Source organism: Streptococcus sp. VT 162 (assembly GCA_000688775.2).
Lineage (GTDB): Bacteria > Bacillota > Bacilli > Lactobacillales > Streptococcaceae > Streptococcus.
The window spans coordinates 485,755-503,068 of the sequence record CP007628.2; the positions used below are offsets into that span (position 1 = coordinate 485,755).

The window sequence follows — 17,314 nt, forward strand, 5'->3', positions numbered from 1 at the left end:
ACCTGCGGCCTACAACCTCAAAGCAGTGCTTTGAGCAACCTGCGGCTAGTTTCCTTGTTTGCTCTTTGATTTTCATTGAGTATAAGCTTTCTCTAAGGAAAACTTAAGCTAGCTTTTAGGTTTGGGCCTTATACTAGAGTCATCAAAAAGAAACGAGGACTCTCACATGACTATTAAAGTAACCTACCAAAAAAAATTCCAAACCGTCAAACTAGAGAAAGGAGCTAGCACCTATTGATACATGAAGAGCGGAAACGCTCTTTTTATTTTTAAAACTACTTTCAGACGATAGGTTTGAGGAAAGAGAATCTAAAATCACTTTCTATTTAGCATTCTTTCTTGCATTGCTTTCTTAGATATGCTAGAGTTATGATAGCGATTACAAAACAAAAGGAGCATGCTATGAAAAATCCAGCTTTGTTAGAAGAAATCAAGACCTATCTAGGACGGGATGAGGTTCCAGAAGATTTTGATGCTTTCTGGGATGAAGCGGTCAAAAAAGTTTCATCTCTTCCAGCCTACCAGTTGGAGGAAAGAGATTTCCATATTCCTCAAGTCAAGTGCTATGAACTTACTTTTGAAGGAACCAATGAAGGCAAGGTCTATGCACGTGTCGTCCTTCCAAAGAGTGAGGAGAAGGTTCCGCTAATCTTCCATTTCCATGGGTACATGGGCCGTGGTTGGGATTGGGCTGACATGCTAGCCTATACTGTGGCTGGTTACGGTGTTGTTTCCATGGATGTGCGGGGCCAGTCGGGCTATTCGCAAGACGGCTTGCGCTCTCCACTAGGAAATACGGTGAAGGGGCATATCATCCGTGGTGCTGTGGAAGGTCGTGAGGATCTCTTTTATAAGGATGTTTATCTGGATATTTACCAGTTGATTGAAATTGTTGCCAGTCTGCCTCAGGTGGATGAAAAGCGACTTTCTAGCTATGGTGCCTCACAAGGCGGTGCTTTAGCCCTGGTTGCAGCAGCGCTCAATCCTCGGATTCAGAAAACAGTTGCTATCTATCCCTTCTTGTCAGACTTTAGACGAGTGCTTGAGATTGGCAATACCAGTGAGGCCTATGATGAACTCTTCCGTTATTTCAAGTTCCACGATCCTTTCCATGAAACAGAGGAGGAAATCATGGCAACCCTTGCCTATATCGATGTGAAAAATCTTGCCCATCGCATTCAAGGTGAGGTCAAGATGATTACGGGCTTGGACGACGATGTTTGCTATCCTATTACCCAGTTTGCGATTTACAACCGCCTAACTTGCGACAAGGCCTATCGCATCATGCCAGAGTATGCTCACGAAGCCATGAATGTTTTTGTCAATGACCAAGTCTATAACTGGCTCTGTGGCAGTGAGATTCCTTTTAAGTACGTAAGATAATGAATGAGAGAGCCCAGGAGCTCTCTTTTTTATGTCCAAAACCTGAAAGTACTTTTAAAAAATTTAAAATATTAAAATATTCTTAAAAGTAAAATCTATTCTGTAGGAACACAGATATAAATATAAGACTTTATTGTATAATAAAGGAAAAGTCACTTGTGAAAGGAGGAAAAAGGCTGCCGGGTGGTTAAAAACTCGGGCTCAGCAGAAAATGGGAGAGGATTGGGAGCTCTCATTAAGTTGGATACTTTCTTGGTAAAACTTGTCTCTTGAGAGACAATAAAAATTTTTAAAGAAAAAGAAAGCGCTTTATTTTATGAAAAATGAAAGGACAAACATGAATTACAAATCTTTAGATCGGAAACAGCGATACGGAATTCGAAAATTTGCAGTCGGGGCGGCGTCTGTAGTGATTGGTACAGTAGTATTTGGAGCAAATCCAGTCTTAGCTCAAGAGCAAGCCAATGCAGCAGGAGCCAATACAGAAACTGTCAAACCTGGTCAAGGTTTATCAGAGTTGCCAAAAGAAGTGTCCTCGGGAGATCTTGCTCATTTGGATAAGGATTTGGCTGGTAAATTGGCAGCAGCTCAAGACAACGGCGTTGTGGTGGACCAAGATCATTTGAAAAAAAATGAGAGTGCAGAATCAGAAACTCCATCCTCTACGGAAACCCCTGCAGAAGAAGCAAATAAAGAAGAGGAATCAGAGGATCAGGGTGCTATTCCTCGTGACTATTACTCAAGAGATTTAAAAAATGCCAATCCTATCCTTGAAAAAGAAGATGTTGAAACCAATGCAGCAAATGGTCAGAGAGTCGATTTATCAAGTGAACTAGACAAACTAAAGAAACTTCAAAATGCTACGGTTCACATGGAGTTCAAACCAGATGCATCAGCTCCACGTTTTTACAATCTCTTCTCTGTATCCAGTGACACCAAGGAAAATGAGTACTTTACTATGTCGGTCCTTGATAATACAGCTCTTATTGAAGGGCGTGGCGCTAACGGGGAGCAGTTCTATGATAAGTATACAGATGCTCCTTTGAAAGTTCGCCCTGGACAATGGAATTCAGTGACCTTTACTGTCGAACAACCAACAGCAGAGTTACCTCATGGTCGAGTTCGTCTCTATGTGAACGGTGTCTTATCCCGTACAAGTCTCAAATCTGGTAACTTCATCAAAGATATGCCAGATGTTAATCAAGCTCAACTTGGAGCAACCAAACGGGGCAATAAAACAGTTTGGGCATCAAACCTACAAGTTCGAAACTTAACTGTTTATGATCGTGCTTTAAACCCAGATGAAGTTCAAACACGGAGTCAATTATTTGAAAGAGGTGAATTGGAACAGAAACTTCCTGAGGGAGCAAAAGTCACTGAGAAAGAAGACGTATTTGAAGGTGGTAGAAACAATCAACCAAATAAAGATGGTATCAAGAGTTATCGTATCCCAGCTCTTCTCAAGACAGATAAAGGAACGCTGATTGCAGGAACGGATGAAAGACGTTTGCACCATTCTGACTGGGGAGATATTGGGATGGTTGTTCGTCGCAGCTCAGATAATGGAAAAACATGGGGAGATAGAATTGTAATCTCAAATCCTCGTGACAATGAGCACGCTAAACATGCAGAATGGCCATCTCCAGTCAATATTGATATGGCCTTGGTGCAAGACCCTGAAACAAAGAGAATTTTTGCAATTTATGACATGTTCCTTGAAAGTAAGGCAGTATTTTCATTGCCGGGGCAAGCTCCGAAAGCTTATGAACAAGTGGGAGATAAAGTTTATCAAGTTTTATATAAGCAAGGAGAATCAGGTCGCTATACGATTCGAGAAAACGGAGAGGTTTTCGACCCTCAAAATAGAAAGACAGATTATCGCGTCGTCGTTGACCCTAAAAAACCAGCTTACAGCGATAAGGGGGATTTGTATAAAGGGAATGAGTTAATCGGAAATATTTATTTTGAGTATAGCGAGAAGAATATTTTTAGAGTTTCCAATACCAACTACCTATGGATGTCCTACAGTGATGACGATGGGAAGACTTGGTCTGCACCAAAAGATATTACTCATGGGATTCGGAAAGATTGGATGCACTTCCTAGGAACTGGACCTGGTACGGGGATTGCCTTACGTACAGGACCTCATAAGGGAAGACTGGTGATTCCAGTTTATACAACAAACAACGTTTCCTACCTAAGTGGTTCACAATCATCTCGTGTAATTTATTCAGATGATCATGGTGAAACATGGCAAGCAGGGGAAGCAGTTAATGATAACCGCCCAGTAGGCAACCAAACTATTCACTCTTCAACCATGAATAATCCAGGTGCCCAAAATACGGAGTCAACTGTTGTTCAGTTGAATAATGGGGATCTCAAGCTCTTTTTGCGTGGGTTGACTGGTGATCTTCAGGTTGCGACCAGTCATGATGGGGGAGCAACGTGGGATAAAGAAATCAAACGTTATCCTCAAGTAAAAGACGTTTATGTTCAAATGTCCGCTATTCACACCATGCATGAAGGAAAGGAATACATTCTACTCAGCAATGCTGGTGGTCCTGGACGCAATAATGGTTTGGTCCACCTAGCTCGTGTTGAGGAGAATGGTGAGTTGACATGGCTGAAACACAATCCTATACAAAGTGGTAAGTTTGCTTACAACTCACTCCAAGAACTCGGAAATGGCGAATATGGTTTGCTTTATGAGCATGCGGATGGCAATCAAAACGATTATACTTTATCCTATAAGAAATTCAACTGGGATTTCTTAAGCAAAGACAGAATTTCTCCTAAAGAAGCAAAAGTAAAATATGCTATTCAAAAATGGCCAGGTATTATAGCCATGGAGTTCGATTCGGAAGTATTGGTCAACAAGGCTCCGACCCTTCAATTGGCAAATGGCAAGACAGCAACCTTTATGACCCAGTACGATACAAAAACTCTCCTATTCACAATAGACCCAGAGGATATGGGTCAAAGGATTACAGGTCTAGCTGAGGGTGCAATTGAAAGCATGCACAATTTACCAGTTTCTTTAGCTGGCTCTAAACTAAGCGATGGTATTAATGGCAGTGAAGCTGCTATCCATGAGGTTCCAGAATTCACAGGTGGTGTTAATGCTGAGGAAGCAGCGGTTCATGAAGTTCCGGAGTATACAGGTCCAATAGCAACAGTAGGTGAAGAACCAGCTCCAACAGTAGAAAAACCAGAATTCACTGGTGGTGTCAATGCTGAGGAAGCCCCAGTGGCAGAGATGCCAGAGTACACCGGTCCATTATCAACAGTAGGAGAAGAAGCAGCGCCAACGGTTGAAAAGCCTGAATTTACAGGTGGGGTCAACGCTGTTGAGGCAGCAGTCCATGAACTTCCAGAGTTTAAAGGTGGCGTTAACGCGGTTCTAGCAGCCTCAAACGAGCTTCCTGAATATAGAGGAGGTGCTAACTTTGTCTTGGCAGCTTCAAATGACCTTCCAGAGTATAAGGGTGGCGTCAATGGTGCTGAGGCGGCAGTCTATGAACTTCCAGAGTATAAGGGAGACACCAATCTAGTATTGGCGGCAGCAGACAACAAACTGTCTATAGGCCAAGATGTGACCTATCAAGCGCCAGCAGCTAAACAAGATGAACTTCCAAATACGGGAAGCAAGGAAACAAACTCACTGATTTCCCTTGGTCTTGCAGGTGTTCTTTTATCCTTGTTTGCATTTGGCAAGAAGAGAAAAGAATAATAAGTAAAAGCTTTTTGAGTAGGTCTCGGAAGAGGTAGCAGGTTTTCAAGCCTGCTATCTTTTTTGACGACATTCAGGTTGATTCAAAATCATAAGAAGTCTGAAACTACTTTCAGGATAGTCTGTTCTATAAAATAGTTTTGAAACTGAAATCTATTCTACTACAAGCTATTGAAAGCGCTTAACAAATGATATATAATAAGCCCATAAGAACAAGAAAGGGAGGAAAGAGGATGCCACAGATCAGCAAAGAAGCCTTGATTGAACAAATCAAAGATGGAATCATTGTCTCTTGCCAGGCACTTCCTCACGAACCGCTTTATACAGAAGCGGGAGGAGTCATTCCCTTGCTAGTCAAAGCGGCTGAGCAAGGTGGAGCAGTCGGTATCCGAGCAAACAGTGTTCGTGATATCAAGGAGATCAAGGAGGTTACGAAACTCCCGATTATCGGGATTATCAAACGTGACTATCCGCCACAGGAGCCATTCATTACAGCTACTATGAAAGAAGTGGATGAGTTGGCTGAACTAGACATTGAGGTCATTGCTCTGGATTGCACCAAACGTGAACGTTATGACGGTTTGGAAATCCAAGACTTTATCCGACAAGTCAAAGAAAAGTATCCACATCAACTCTTAATGGCTGATACCAGTACCTTTGAAGAGGGTATAGCAGCAGTCGAAGCAGGGATTGATTTTGTTGGAACAACCCTATCAGGTTACACTTCTTATAGTCCAAAAGTAGATGGTCCAGACTTTGAACTGATCAAAAAACTGTGTGAAGCAGGTGTGGATGTCATCGCTGAAGGGAAAATTCATACACCAGAACAAGCCAAACAAATTCTGGAGTATGGGGTGCGAGGCATCGTTGTTGGTGGAGCGATTACTAGACCAAAAGAGATTACGGAGCGCTTTGTTGCCGGTCTTAAATAACACAATCTCAAAACAGAGGAGAGTGGTTGATGCGTCGGACAAAATGAAAACGTATACAAATATAAACTTGCTCATTATCCAATATGGATACGCTTATCAATTAGGAGAATACAGATGAAATTTAGAAAACTAGCTTGTACAGTACTTGCGGGTGCTGCGATTCTTGGCCTTGCGGCTTGTGGTAACTCTGGTGGAAGCAAAGATGCTGCAAATTCTAGTAGCGATAGCGGAAAAACAGAAATCACTTGGTGGGCATTCCCAGTCTTCACACAAGAAAAAACTGGTGACGGTGTTGGAACTTATGAAAAATCAATCATCGAAGCTTTTGAAAAAGCAAATCCAGATGTAAAAGTGAAATTGGAAACCATCGACTTCAAGTCAGGTCCTGAAAAGATCACAACAGCCATCGAAGCAGGGACAGCGCCAGACGTACTCTTTGACGCACCAGGACGTATCATCCAGTACGGTAAAAACGGTAAATTGGCTGAGTTGAACGACCTCTTCACAGACGAATTCGTCAAAGATGTCAACAACGAAAACATCGTACAAGCAAGTAAGGCTGGAGACAAAGCTTACATGTATCCAATCAGTTCAGCTCCATTCTACATGGCTATGAACAAGAAAATGTTGGAAGATGCTGGAGTTGCAAACCTTGTAAAAGAAGGTTGGACAACTGATGACTTTGAAAAAGTTTTGAAAGCGCTTAAAGATAAAGGCTATACACCAGGTTCATTGTTCAGTTCTGGTCAAGGGGGAGACCAAGGAACACGTGCCTTCATCGCAAACCTTTATGGCGGTTCTGTAACAGACAAAGACGTAACCAAATATACAACTGACGATCCTAAATTCGTCAAAGGTCTTGAAAAAGCGGCTAGCTGGATCAAAGATGGTTTGTTGAACAATGGTTCACAATTTGATGGTGGAGCAGACATCCAAAACTTTGCCAACGGTCAAACTTCATACACAATCCTTTGGGCGCCAGCTCAAAACGGTATCCAAGCGAAACTCTTGGAAGCAAGTAAGGTAGATGTGGTAGAAGTACCATTCCCATCAGACTCTGGTAAACCATCTCTTGAATACCTTGTAAACGGATTTGCAGTGTTTAACAACAAAGACGATAAGAAAGTCGCAGCTGCTAAGAAATTCGTTCAATTCATCGCAGATGACAAAGAATGGGGTCCTAAAGACGTAGTTCGTACAGGTGCCTTCCCAGTTCGTACTTCATTTGGCAAACTTTATGAAGACAAACGTATGGAAACAATCAGTGGCTGGACTAAATACTACTCACCATACTACAACACTATCGATGGATTTGCTGAAATGAGAACACTTTGGTTCCCAATGTTGCAATCTGTATCAAATGGTGACGAAAAACCAGCGGATGCTTTGAAAGCCTTCACTGAAAAAGCTAACGAAACAATCAAAAAAGCTACAAAACAATAAGCACTAAGTCAGATTGATTCCCCCCTTTTCCCTGTGCACTACGGTGTAAGAAAAGGGGGACTTTTGTTTGAAATGGTAGGAACTGTCACGAAATTAAAATGAAGTTCTTACATAAGCGAATCTTAAAAAATTTCATTTTGGTTTTAAAACAGTTCAAGAAAATCAAAAACTATTCTATTTGAAAGAGAGGTGCCGACTGTGAAAGTCAATAAAATTCGTATGCGGGAAACAGTGATTTCCTACGCTTTCCTAGCACCAGTGTTATTCTTCTTTGTGATCTTTGTCTTGGCTCCTATGATTATGGGATTCATTACAAGTTTCTTTAACTACTCCATGACTAAATTTGAGTTTGTAGGCTTTGACAACTACATTCGCATGTTTAAAGACCCTGTCTTTGTGAAGTCTTTGATCAATACCGTTATCCTGGTTATTGGATCTGTTCCGATTGTGGTTCTCTTCTCGCTCTTTGTAGCATCTCAAACCTATCATCAAAATGCCATTGCCCGTTCTTTCTATCGTTTCGTCTTCTTCCTTCCTGTAGTTACAGGTAGTGTTGCCGTAACGGTTGTATGGAAATGGATCTATGACCCCCTATCAGGGATTCTAAACTTTGTCCTTAAGTCAAGCCACATCATCAGCCAAAACATTTCTTGGCTGGGTGACAAAAACTGGGCTTTGCTAGCGATTATGATTATCCTTTTGACAACATCTGTTGGTCAACCGATTATCCTTTATATCGCTGCTATGGGGAATATTGATAACTCACTTGTTGAAGCGGCGCGTGTTGACGGTGCGACTGAGTTTCAAGTCTTCTGGAAGATCAAATGGCCTAGCCTTCTTCCAACAACTCTTTACATCGCGATTATTACGACTATCAACTCATTCCAATGTTTCGCCTTGATTCAGTTGTTGACTTCTGGTGGTCCAAACTACTCAACAAGTACCTTGATGTACTACCTTTACGAAAAAGCCTTCCAATTGACAGAATACGGCTATGCAAATACCATCGGTGTCTTCTTGGCAGTGATGATTGCCATTGTCAGCTTTGCTCAATTCAAGATCCTCGGAAACGACGTAGAATACTAAAGAAAGGAGACAGTTATGCAACCTACACAAAAGAAACCCTTAACAGCTTTTACTGTTATCTCAACGATTATCTTGCTCTTGTTGACCGTACTGTTCATCTTTCCATTCTACTGGATCTTGACAGGGGCCTTCAAATCACAACCTGATACCATTATGATTCCACCACAGTGGTTCCCTAAAATGCCAACCATGGAGAACTTCCAACAACTCATGGTGCAAAACCCTGCTATGCAGTGGATGTGGAACTCTGTATTTATCTCACTGGTAACCATGTTCTTAGTCTGTGCAACCTCTTCTCTAGCAGGTTATGTCTTGGCTAAAAAACGTTTCTATGGTCAGCGCATTCTCTTTGCAGTCTTTATCGCTGCCATGGCTCTTCCAAAACAAGTTGTCCTTGTACCATTGGTACGTATCGTCAACTTCATGGGAATTCACGATACTCTTTGGGCAGTTATCTTGCCTTTGATTGGATGGCCATTTGGGGTCTTCCTTATGAAACAGTTCAGCGAAAACATCCCTACAGAATTGCTTGAATCAGCTAAAATCGACGGTTGTGGTGAGATTCGTACCTTCTGGAGCGTAGCCTTCCCTATCGTGAAACCAGGATTTGCAGCCCTTGCAATCTTTACCTTCATCAATACTTGGAACGACTACTTCATGCAGTTGGTTATGTTGACTTCACGTCAAAACTTGACTATCTCACTCGGGGTTGCGACCATGCAGGCCGAAATGGCAACCAACTATGGTTTGATCATGGCGGGTGCAGCTCTTGCAGCCGTGCCAATCGTAACGGTCTTCCTTGTCTTCCAAAAATCCTTCACTCAGGGTATTACTATGGGAGCGGTCAAAGGTTAAGAAAAGTAAATTAGTGTATCAAGATTGCAGAAGTGGTCTTGACATGCCATGGAAATATAGAGTTATAAGTGTCTACAAAATGGAGAGTATGCAGTTACTTCGTGAAGTTTTGTCAGACACTTATAAACTTAAGAATGAACTCTTTTCATGATACTAGTTAGAGTAGGTTCGTTTTATGGTAGCTATTTCCCGCTTTAGTGGTATCTAAGACAAGTATCTTACGCTTATCTTAGACGGAATTTTTGAGACTGACGATGAAGGAGTGAAAGGCTCAAAAATTAGGAATGAAATTCCGAAGGAATTTGCTTCCGTCCGCACTATTACAGGGAAATAGAGAAAGGATAATTCGAAACTGAAAAATAGTAACTATCAGAAACGAAGGAAACAGTATGATTTTTGACGATTTGAAAAACATCGCCTTTTACAAGGGAATCCATCCCAATCTAGACAAGGCTATCGACTATCTCTATCAGCACCGTAAGGATTCTTTTGAACTCGGTAAGTATGAGATTGACGGGGACAAGGTCTTTCTAGTTGTTCAGGAAAATGTCCTCAACCAAGCTGAAAATGATCAATTTGAGCATCATAAGAACTATGCAGACTTGCATTTGCTGGTAGAAGGACATGAATATTCGAGCTACGGTTCACGTATCAAAGACGAAGCGGTAGCATTCGATGAAGCGAGTGACATTGGCTTTGTCCATTGTCATGAACGCTACCCACTCTTGTTGGGTTATCACAATTTTGCGATTTTCTTCCCAGGAGAACCGCACCAGCCAAATGGCTATGCAGGTATGGAAGAGAAGGTTCGCAAATATCTCTTTAAAATTTTGATTGATTAAAAGAATCAGGAGGAGCAAACATGGCACAAAAAGGAGTAAGCCTTATTAAGGCAGCATTTGACACAGATAACTTTCTCATGCGTTTCAGTGAGAAGGTCTTGGATATCGTCACAGTCAATCTTCTTTTTGTCGTCTCTTGTTTGCCCATTGTGACGATTGGAGTGGCGAAAATCAGCCTTTACGAGACCATGTTTGAGATTAAGAGAAGCAGACGAGTTCCAGTTTTCAGAACCTATCTAAGAGCTTTCAAGCAAAATCTGAAACTGGGGCTTCAGTTAGGTTTGCTAGAGTTGGGCATTGTGTCATTAAGCCTTCTAGACCTCTATCTCTTCTGGGGCCAGACAGCTTTACCTTTCCAGATTGTGAAAGCAATTTGTTTGGGGATTCTCATCTTCCTCACTCTCGTGATGTTGGCTAGTTATCCCATCGCTGCGCGCTATGATTTATCTTGGAAAGAAGTGCTGCAAAAAGGGCTTATCTTGGCAAGTTTTAACTTTCCATGGTTCTTCCTCATGTTAGCTATTCTCTTTCTCATAGTGATGGTTCTTTATCTATCCGCCTTCACTCTCCTTTTGGGTGGGTCAGCCTTTATCCTCTTTGGTTTTGGTTTGCTGGTCTTTCTCCAAGCAGGATTGATGGAGAAAATTTTCGCCAAATACCAGTAGGATGACTAGTTTCTGAAACTACTTTCAATCGTTACAGTTTCTAAAATACAAGTAGAAACTAAAATCTAAGTGTATACAAGATATTGAAAGCGATTTTCACAAGGTGTATACTAAACTTGTAAAAATAGAACTGCTCTCAGCAGAAAAAAAGAAATCTTAGGAGAAAATCTATGTCAGATTTGAAAAAATACGAAGGTGTCATTCCAGCCTTCTACGCATGTTATGATGATCAAGGAGAAGTCAGTCCAGAGCGTACGCGCGACTTGGTCCAATACTTCATTGATAAGGGTGTTCAAGGTCTCTATGTCAATGGTTCTTCTGGTGAATGTATCTACCAAAGTGTGGCAGATCGCAAGTTGATTTTGGAAGAAGTCATGGCAGTTGCCAAGGGCAAATTGACTATCATCGCTCACGTAGCTTGCAACAATACCAAAGATAGTATGGAACTTGCTCGCCACGCAGAAAGCTTGGGAGTAGATGCCATTGCAACGATTCCACCGATTTACTTCCGTTTGCCAGAATACTCAGTTGCTAAATACTGGAACGATATCAGTTCTGCAGCTCCAAACACAGACTACGTTATCTACAACATTCCTCAATTAGCAGGTGTTGCTTTGACTCCAAGTCTCTACACTGAAATGTTGAAGAATCCACGTGTTATCGGTGTTAAGAACTCTTCTATGCCAGTTCAAGATATCCAAACCTTTGTCAGCCTTGGTGGAGAAGACCACATCGTCTTTAATGGTCCAGATGAACAGTTCCTAGGTGGACGGCTCATGGGTGCTAAAGCTGGTATCGGTGGTACTTACGGTGCGATGCCAGAACTCTTCTTGAAACTCAATGAGTTGATTGCTGAGAAAGACTTGGAAACAGCGCGTGAATTGCAATACGCTATCAACGCAATCATTGGTAAATTGACTGCTGCACATGGAAATATGTACGGTGTCATCAAAGAAGTCTTGAAAATCAATGAAGGCTTGAACATTGGTTCAGTTCGTTCACCATTGACGCCAGTGACTGAAGAAGATCGACCAGTTGTAGAAGCAGCAGCGCAATTGATTCGTGAAACCAAGGAGCGCTTCCTCTAATCCATAAGGAGGTATTTATGACACACTACGTTGCAATTGATATCGGTGGAACCAATATCAAATATGGTTTGATTGACCAAGAAGGCCAACTTGTTGAATCGCATGAAATGCCAACCGAGGCGCATAAGGGTGGACCTCATATCTTACAAAAGACAAAAGATATCGTAGCCAGCTATTTAGAAAAAGGCCCAGTAGCAGGTGTTGCCATTTCTTCTGCTGGGATGGTGGATCCAGATAAGGGTGAGATTTTCTACGCTGGTCCTCAGATTCCCAACTATGCAGGAACTCAGTTCAAGAAGGAAATTGAGACGAGCTTTAATATCCCTTGTGAGATTGAAAATGATGTCAACTGTGCAGGTCTGGCTGAGGCAGTATCTGGTTCAGGCAAGGGAGCGAGTATCACACTTTGCTTGACCATTGGAACAGGTATCGGTGGTTGCTTGATTATGGATGGGAAAGTCTTCCATGGATTTAGCAATTCGGCCTGCGAAGTCGGTTACATGCACATGCAGGATGGAGCTTTTCAGGATCTTGCTTCTACGACAGCCTTGGTTGAGTATGTAGCAACAGCTCATGGAGATTCAGTTGATCAGTGGAATGGCCGACGCATTTTCAAGGAAGCCACTGAAGGAAATAAAATCTGTATGGCAGGTATTGACCGTATGGTAGACTATCTAGGAAAAGGTCTGGCAAATATTTGCTATGTGGCCAATCCAGAAGTGGTCATTCTCGGTGGCGGTATCATGGGGCAAGAGGCTATCCTCAAGCCTAAGATTCGCGCAGCCTTGAAGGCGGCCTTGGTACCAAGCCTAGCTGAAAAAACACGATTAGAATTTGCCCATCACCAAAATACAGCAGGGATGTTGGGAGCCTATTACCATTTCAAAACAAAACAATCTTAGTTTGGAACTATAGAATTAAGAAAAACACTTAATCACTACTTGAGTGAAAACTGTTTTGCTTAATTCTTTTTTTATTGAAAAATTTGAGCCAAAGGATGTAATCGTGAGAAACTAGGAGAAAATAACCGACTTGCATGAGAAGTTAAGGAGAGAGCAATTCTATCATCCATTGAATTGTTATTTAGCTTGAGTAAATGAGAAAATGTGGAAAAGTGATATAATGAGATGGGCGAAAATTGGTAAATTAGAATTTGTAGAGGTGAAAAAAATGTAATGGCAACCTATTCACCTGAAGTCGAAATCATATAAAATTACGAGGAGATTGTAAGATGAGTAATTATATAAAATTAAATGAAGATAGATGGAATAATGTAAAAAACGACTATACTGAGCCATTGACACATGAAGAATTAGAAGAAGTTAGAAAGCATCCAATTTCTGTTGCCTTAACTGTTGGGAAAAAAGTTCCAACAGAATGGTTTGAAAAAGCCAAGGGAAAAAAGATATTAGGGTTAGCTTGTGGTGGTGGACAGCAGGGTCCCGTTTTTGCTGCAAAAGGTTATGATGTCACCATTATGGATTTTTCTAAATCACAATTAGAAAGAGATGAAATGGTTGCTAAAAGAGAAGGCTTAAAAATCAATACCGTTCAAGGTGATATGACAAAACCATTTCCATTTGAAGATGAAACTTTTGATATTATTTTTAATCCAGTTTCAAATGTATATATAGAAGATTTAGAAAACATGTATAAAGAAGCCTCTCGAGTATTGAAAAAGGGTGGACTGTTAATGGTCGGATTTATGAATCCCTGGATCTACATGTATGATGCTGACACTGTATGGGACAAACCCGATGAGGAATTACTTTTAAAGTTTGCACTACCTTTTAATTCAAGAGAGCTTGAAGAGGAAGGCAAAATCACCATCAATCCAGAATATGGATATGAATTTAGCCATACCTTAGAAACACAGATTAGAGGACAACTAAAAAACGGTCTCGCTATGATCGATTTTTATGAATCTTGTGACAAAAGACATCGATTATCACGGTATGGAAATGATTATATCGCAACACTTTGCATTAAACTATGATATTATAGAACGTACTTCTGAAGCATAGCTCGTTTTATTTTACGATTAGAATTTGTCCATCACCAAAATACCGCAGGGATGTTGGGTGCCTATTATCATTTCAAAACAAAACAATCCTAGTTTGGTTTAACCAAACTAGGATTTTCTAACACGTTTTTGTCTACGATAGCCATTGAGCTTTTTGTTTTCCCAATAACTATTAAAGATTTTTTCTTTGCTATCGCGATTGATTTCTAAAAAGTAGGCATAAATCAAATCTATTAAAATGAGCATAGGGAGTTGAGCGGAAATACGCTGGATGTAAGAAGATTGACTGTGGCTTGCGACAAGGACCGTTTCGGTATAGGCCTGACTGTTTTTGTTTGGAGCGCTGGTAAATAAAATGGTCTTGGCACCCATTTCCTTGGCATCCAACAAACTATCGAGGACGGATTGGGTAGTTCCTGATAGGGAAAAGCCAAGTACCAGACAGTTTTCATCCATGATACTGGTCGTCCAAGCAAAGCCATCCCGATCGGTCAAAGCTTCACAGACAACACCTAGACGCATAAAGCGCAGTTTCATCTCACGGGCAATCAGACCAGAACTTCCCGTCCCAAAAAAGTAAACTCGTTCAGCGTCATCGATTAATTGGGCGACGCGTTCCAGTTGTTCTTCGTCAATCAAATCCTGAGTTTGTTCTCGCATGATACTGTAGCTTCGCAAAACACGTTTGGTCAAAGGACTGTGTTTGTGCGAATGAGTGTCCGGTTTACTAGCCTGATGCTGGTATTGAAAGACGAACTCTCGGTAGCCTGTAAAACCACACTTTTTGGCAAAGCGGGTCAAGGCTGCTTGGGAGATATGTAATTTCTGGGTAACTTGCTGAGAAGAGAGATCATCTTGGATCGTTTCAGCTTGTAAAAAATAGCGAGCGATTTCTTGCTCGAGCTCGGTTAATTCTTCAAAATGGAGATCGATTATGGTTGCGATATCTGGCTTGTTCATGAGGCTCCTTTTTATGAGTCAAAGTCTTAAAAGTTAACGCTTTCCTAACTATTACTATCATTATATCATAGAAAATAGGATAACCAAATAAAAAGGCATTTTCAGTTAAAAGTCAAAAAATGCTTCGACTTTTCCAAGAGTTTCTCCGTAAAATATGGTACAATGAAATGTACTGAGATTCACCTATTTACTCTATTATTTTAGGGAAAATAAAGGTGGAAATCGGGAATTTTTCTAGAAAAGAGTCTTAGTTGTATGAGAAAATTTAATAGCCATTCGATTCCGATTCGGCTTAATTTACTATTTGCGATTGTCATCCTGCTCTTTATGGCCATTATTGGTCGTTTGTTATACATGCAGGTGCTCAATAAAGATTTTTATGAAACAAAATTGGCCTCAGCCAGCCAAACAAGGGTAACAACCAGTTCAGCTCGTGGACAGATCTATGATGCGGCAGGGAAACCCTTGGTAGAAAACATTGTCAAGCAGGTTGTTTCTTTCACACGAAACAATAAAATGACGGCAGCTGAATTGAAGGAGACAGCCAAGAAACTCCTCACATATGTAAATGTAACTTCCCCAGATCTGACTGATCGACAGATTGCAGACTACTACTTGGCGGACCAGGATATTTACAAAAAAACAGTCGAATCCTTGCCAAGCGACAAACGCCTGGATTCAGATGGGAACCGCTTATCGGAAGCGACACTTTACAATAATGCGGTTGAAAGCATTGACGTGAGTCAACTTAATTATACAGACGACCAGAAAAAGGAAATCTATCTCTTTAGTCAGCTCAATGCTGTTGAAAATTTTGCAACGGGTACCATTTCTACGGATGCCTTAGATGATACCCAAGTTGCTCTCGTTGCATCAGCGTCCAAGGAATTACCAGGTATCAGCATTTCAACCTCATGGGATCGTAAAGTCCTAGACACTTCTTTGTCAACAATCGTTGGTAGCGTTTCAAATGAGAAGTCAGGACTTCCGGCTGAGGAAGTTGATGCTTATCTCAAAAAAGGCTATTCTCTCAATGACCGAGTGGGAACTTCCTATCTTGAAAAGCAATATGAAGATGTTCTTCAAGGGAAACGTTCCGTCAAGGAAATCCACCTCGACAAACACGGAAATATGGAAAGTGTGGAAAATGTCGAAGAAGGAAGTAAAGGAAACAACATCAAGTTAACGGTTGACCTAGCTTTCCAGAATGGTGTGGACGACCTACTCAAGAGCTATTTCAACTCAGAGTTGGGTAACGGTGGAGCCAAATATTCTGAAGGGGTTTACGCCGTAGCCCTCAATCCTAAAACCGGTGCAGTTTTGGCCATGTCAGGTGTCAAGCATGATGTCGAATCCGGAAAATTAAGTTCAGATTCGCTTGGAACGATAACCAATGTCTTTGTACCAGGATCTGTCGTTAAGGCAGCGACCATCAGCTCTGGTTGGGAAAATGGAGTCTTGTCAGGCAATCAAACCTTGACAGACCAACCGATTGTTTTCCAAGGTTCGGCCCCTATCAATTCATGGTACACCTTGTCCTATGGCTCTTTCCCTATCACAGCAGTTGAGGCTCTAGAATACTCTTCTAATACCTATATGGTTCAAACCGCGCTAGGAATCATGGGACAGACCTACACACCAAATATGACAGTCGCAACGGGACAGTTAGAGACTGCAATGGGCAAATTGCGATCAACTTTTGGGGAATATGGACTCGGAGCTTCAACAGGGATTGACCTCCCAGATGAATCTACAGGATTTACGCCAAAAGAATTTGATTTGGGGAACTATATCAATAATTCCTTTGGTCAGTTTGATAACTACACACCTATGCAGTTAGCCCAGTATGTCGCAACCATTGCAAACAATGGCGTACGTTTGGCTCCTCACATCGTTGAAGGAGTTTATGGAAACAATGACCAAGGTGGCTTAGGCAGCCTGGTTCAAGAAACAGCCACTAAGGAACTAAACAAGGTCAATATCTCAGAATCAGATATGGCTATCTTGCAGCAAGGTTTCTATCAAGTTTCGCATGGAACGAGTGCTCTGACAACTGGTCGTGCCTTTTCAAATGGCGCAGCCGTTTCCATCAGCGGGAAAACGGGTACTGCCGAAAGTTACGTTAATGGCGGTCAAAAAGCCAATAATACCAACGCAGTCGCCTATGCACCGACCGAAAATCCTCAAATTGCGGTCGCAGTCGTCTTTCCTCATAATACCAACCTTACAAACGGTGTCGGACCTTCAATTGCACGAGACATTATCAACCTCTATAACCAACACCATCCAATGAATTAGAAAGGAACT

Annotated in this window: 13 protein-coding genes; 12 read left to right on the forward strand and 1 reads right to left on the reverse strand. The window is 41.5% G+C overall.

The features are described from left to right. Positions 1-402: 402 nt before the first annotated feature. The 11 genes from V470_02440 to V470_02490 all read left to right on the forward strand — a co-directional run bounded on the left by V470_02440 (position 403) and on the right by V470_02490 (position 14,020). On the forward strand, positions 403-1,383 hold the full coding sequence (locus V470_02440; GenBank protein ID AHZ47302.1) for an acetyl xylan esterase: 981 nt from the start codon (positions 403-405) through the stop codon (positions 1,381-1,383). Between the two features lie 337 nt (positions 1,384-1,720). Next, positions 1,721-5,113, forward strand: a complete 3,393-nt coding sequence (locus V470_02445; protein AHZ47303.1) for a sialidase — start codon at positions 1,721-1,723, stop codon at positions 5,111-5,113. A 233-nt stretch (positions 5,114-5,346) separates the two neighbouring features. Continuing rightward, positions 5,347-6,045, forward strand: coding sequence for an N-acetylmannosamine-6-phosphate 2-epimerase (locus tag V470_02450; GenBank protein AHZ47304.1), 699 nt, complete (start codon positions 5,347-5,349; stop codon positions 6,043-6,045). A gap of 114 nt (positions 6,046-6,159) precedes the next feature. Further along, entirely contained in the window at positions 6,160-7,488 is a 1,329-nt protein-coding gene (locus V470_02455) for a sugar ABC transporter substrate-binding protein (protein AHZ47305.1), read from the forward strand. Between the two features lie 198 nt (positions 7,489-7,686). After that, positions 7,687-8,574 carry an acetylneuraminate ABC transporter permease gene (locus V470_02460; protein AHZ47306.1) on the forward strand — a complete coding sequence of 296 codons (888 nt, stop codon included), beginning with the start codon at positions 7,687-7,689 and terminating at the stop codon, positions 8,572-8,574. A gap of 15 nt (positions 8,575-8,589) precedes the next feature. Further along, positions 8,590-9,429: a sugar ABC transporter permease gene (locus tag V470_02465; protein ID AHZ47307.1), complete on the forward strand. Its 840-nt coding sequence runs from the start codon at positions 8,590-8,592 to the stop codon at positions 9,427-9,429. Between the two features lie 389 nt (positions 9,430-9,818). Beyond that, entirely contained in the window at positions 9,819-10,271 is a 453-nt protein-coding gene (locus V470_02470; protein ID AHZ47308.1) for a beta-galactosidase subunit beta, read from the forward strand. 20 nt (positions 10,272-10,291) lie between these two features. Next, complete coding sequence (locus V470_02475; GenBank protein AHZ47309.1) at positions 10,292-10,936, forward strand: hypothetical protein; 645 nt, start codon at positions 10,292-10,294, stop codon at positions 10,934-10,936. 170 nt (positions 10,937-11,106) lie between these two features. Beyond that, positions 11,107-12,024: an N-acetylneuraminate lyase gene (locus V470_02480; GenBank protein ID AHZ47310.1), complete on the forward strand. Its 918-nt coding sequence runs from the start codon at positions 11,107-11,109 to the stop codon at positions 12,022-12,024. 17 nt (positions 12,025-12,041) lie between these two features. Beyond that, positions 12,042-12,926 (forward strand): hypothetical protein, encoded by an 885-nt coding sequence (locus V470_02485; GenBank protein ID AHZ47311.1) that lies wholly within the window; start codon positions 12,042-12,044, stop codon positions 12,924-12,926. A gap of 329 nt (positions 12,927-13,255) precedes the next feature. Next, complete coding sequence (locus tag V470_02490; GenBank protein ID AHZ47312.1) at positions 13,256-14,020, forward strand: TetR family transcriptional regulator; 765 nt, start codon at positions 13,256-13,258, stop codon at positions 14,018-14,020. A 135-nt stretch (positions 14,021-14,155) separates the two neighbouring features. Here the strand turns inward: V470_02490 and V470_02495 are convergent, their stop codons facing one another. Continuing rightward, entirely contained in the window at positions 14,156-15,007 is an 852-nt protein-coding gene (locus V470_02495) for an RpiR family transcriptional regulator (GenBank protein ID AHZ47313.1), read from the reverse strand. 255 nt (positions 15,008-15,262) lie between these two features. On the opposite strand from V470_02495, the gene V470_02500 reads away from it, so the two are divergent. After that, positions 15,263-17,305 (forward strand): penicillin-binding protein, encoded by a 2,043-nt coding sequence (locus V470_02500; protein AHZ47314.1) that lies wholly within the window; start codon positions 15,263-15,265, stop codon positions 17,303-17,305. The last annotated feature ends 9 nt before the right edge of the window (positions 17,306-17,314 follow it).

Bases quoted from the DNA above. Each gene is read 5' to 3' on its own strand.
- V470_02440 (AHZ47302.1), top strand. From the start codon at position 403: ATGAAAAATCCAGCTTTGTTAGAAGAAATCAAGACCTATCTAGGACGG.
- V470_02445 (AHZ47303.1), top strand. From the start codon at position 1,721: ATGAATTACAAATCTTTAGATCGGAAACAGCGATACGGAATTCGAAAA.
- V470_02450 (AHZ47304.1), top strand. From the start codon at position 5,347: ATGCCACAGATCAGCAAAGAAGCCTTGATTGAACAAATCAAAGATGGA.
- V470_02455 (AHZ47305.1), top strand. From the start codon at position 6,160: ATGAAATTTAGAAAACTAGCTTGTACAGTACTTGCGGGTGCTGCGATT.
- V470_02465 (AHZ47307.1), top strand. From the start codon at position 8,590: ATGCAACCTACACAAAAGAAACCCTTAACAGCTTTTACTGTTATCTCA.
- V470_02470 (AHZ47308.1), top strand. From the start codon at position 9,819: ATGATTTTTGACGATTTGAAAAACATCGCCTTTTACAAGGGAATCCAT.
- V470_02475 (AHZ47309.1), top strand. From the start codon at position 10,292: ATGGCACAAAAAGGAGTAAGCCTTATTAAGGCAGCATTTGACACAGAT.
- V470_02480 (AHZ47310.1), top strand. From the start codon at position 11,107: ATGTCAGATTTGAAAAAATACGAAGGTGTCATTCCAGCCTTCTACGCA.
- V470_02485 (AHZ47311.1), top strand. From the start codon at position 12,042: ATGACACACTACGTTGCAATTGATATCGGTGGAACCAATATCAAATAT.
- V470_02490 (AHZ47312.1), top strand. From the start codon at position 13,256: ATGAGTAATTATATAAAATTAAATGAAGATAGATGGAATAATGTAAAA.
- V470_02495 (AHZ47313.1), bottom strand. From the start codon at position 15,007: ATGAACAAGCCAGATATCGCAACCATAATCGATCTCCATTTTGAAGAA.
- V470_02500 (AHZ47314.1), top strand. From the start codon at position 15,263: ATGAGAAAATTTAATAGCCATTCGATTCCGATTCGGCTTAATTTACTA.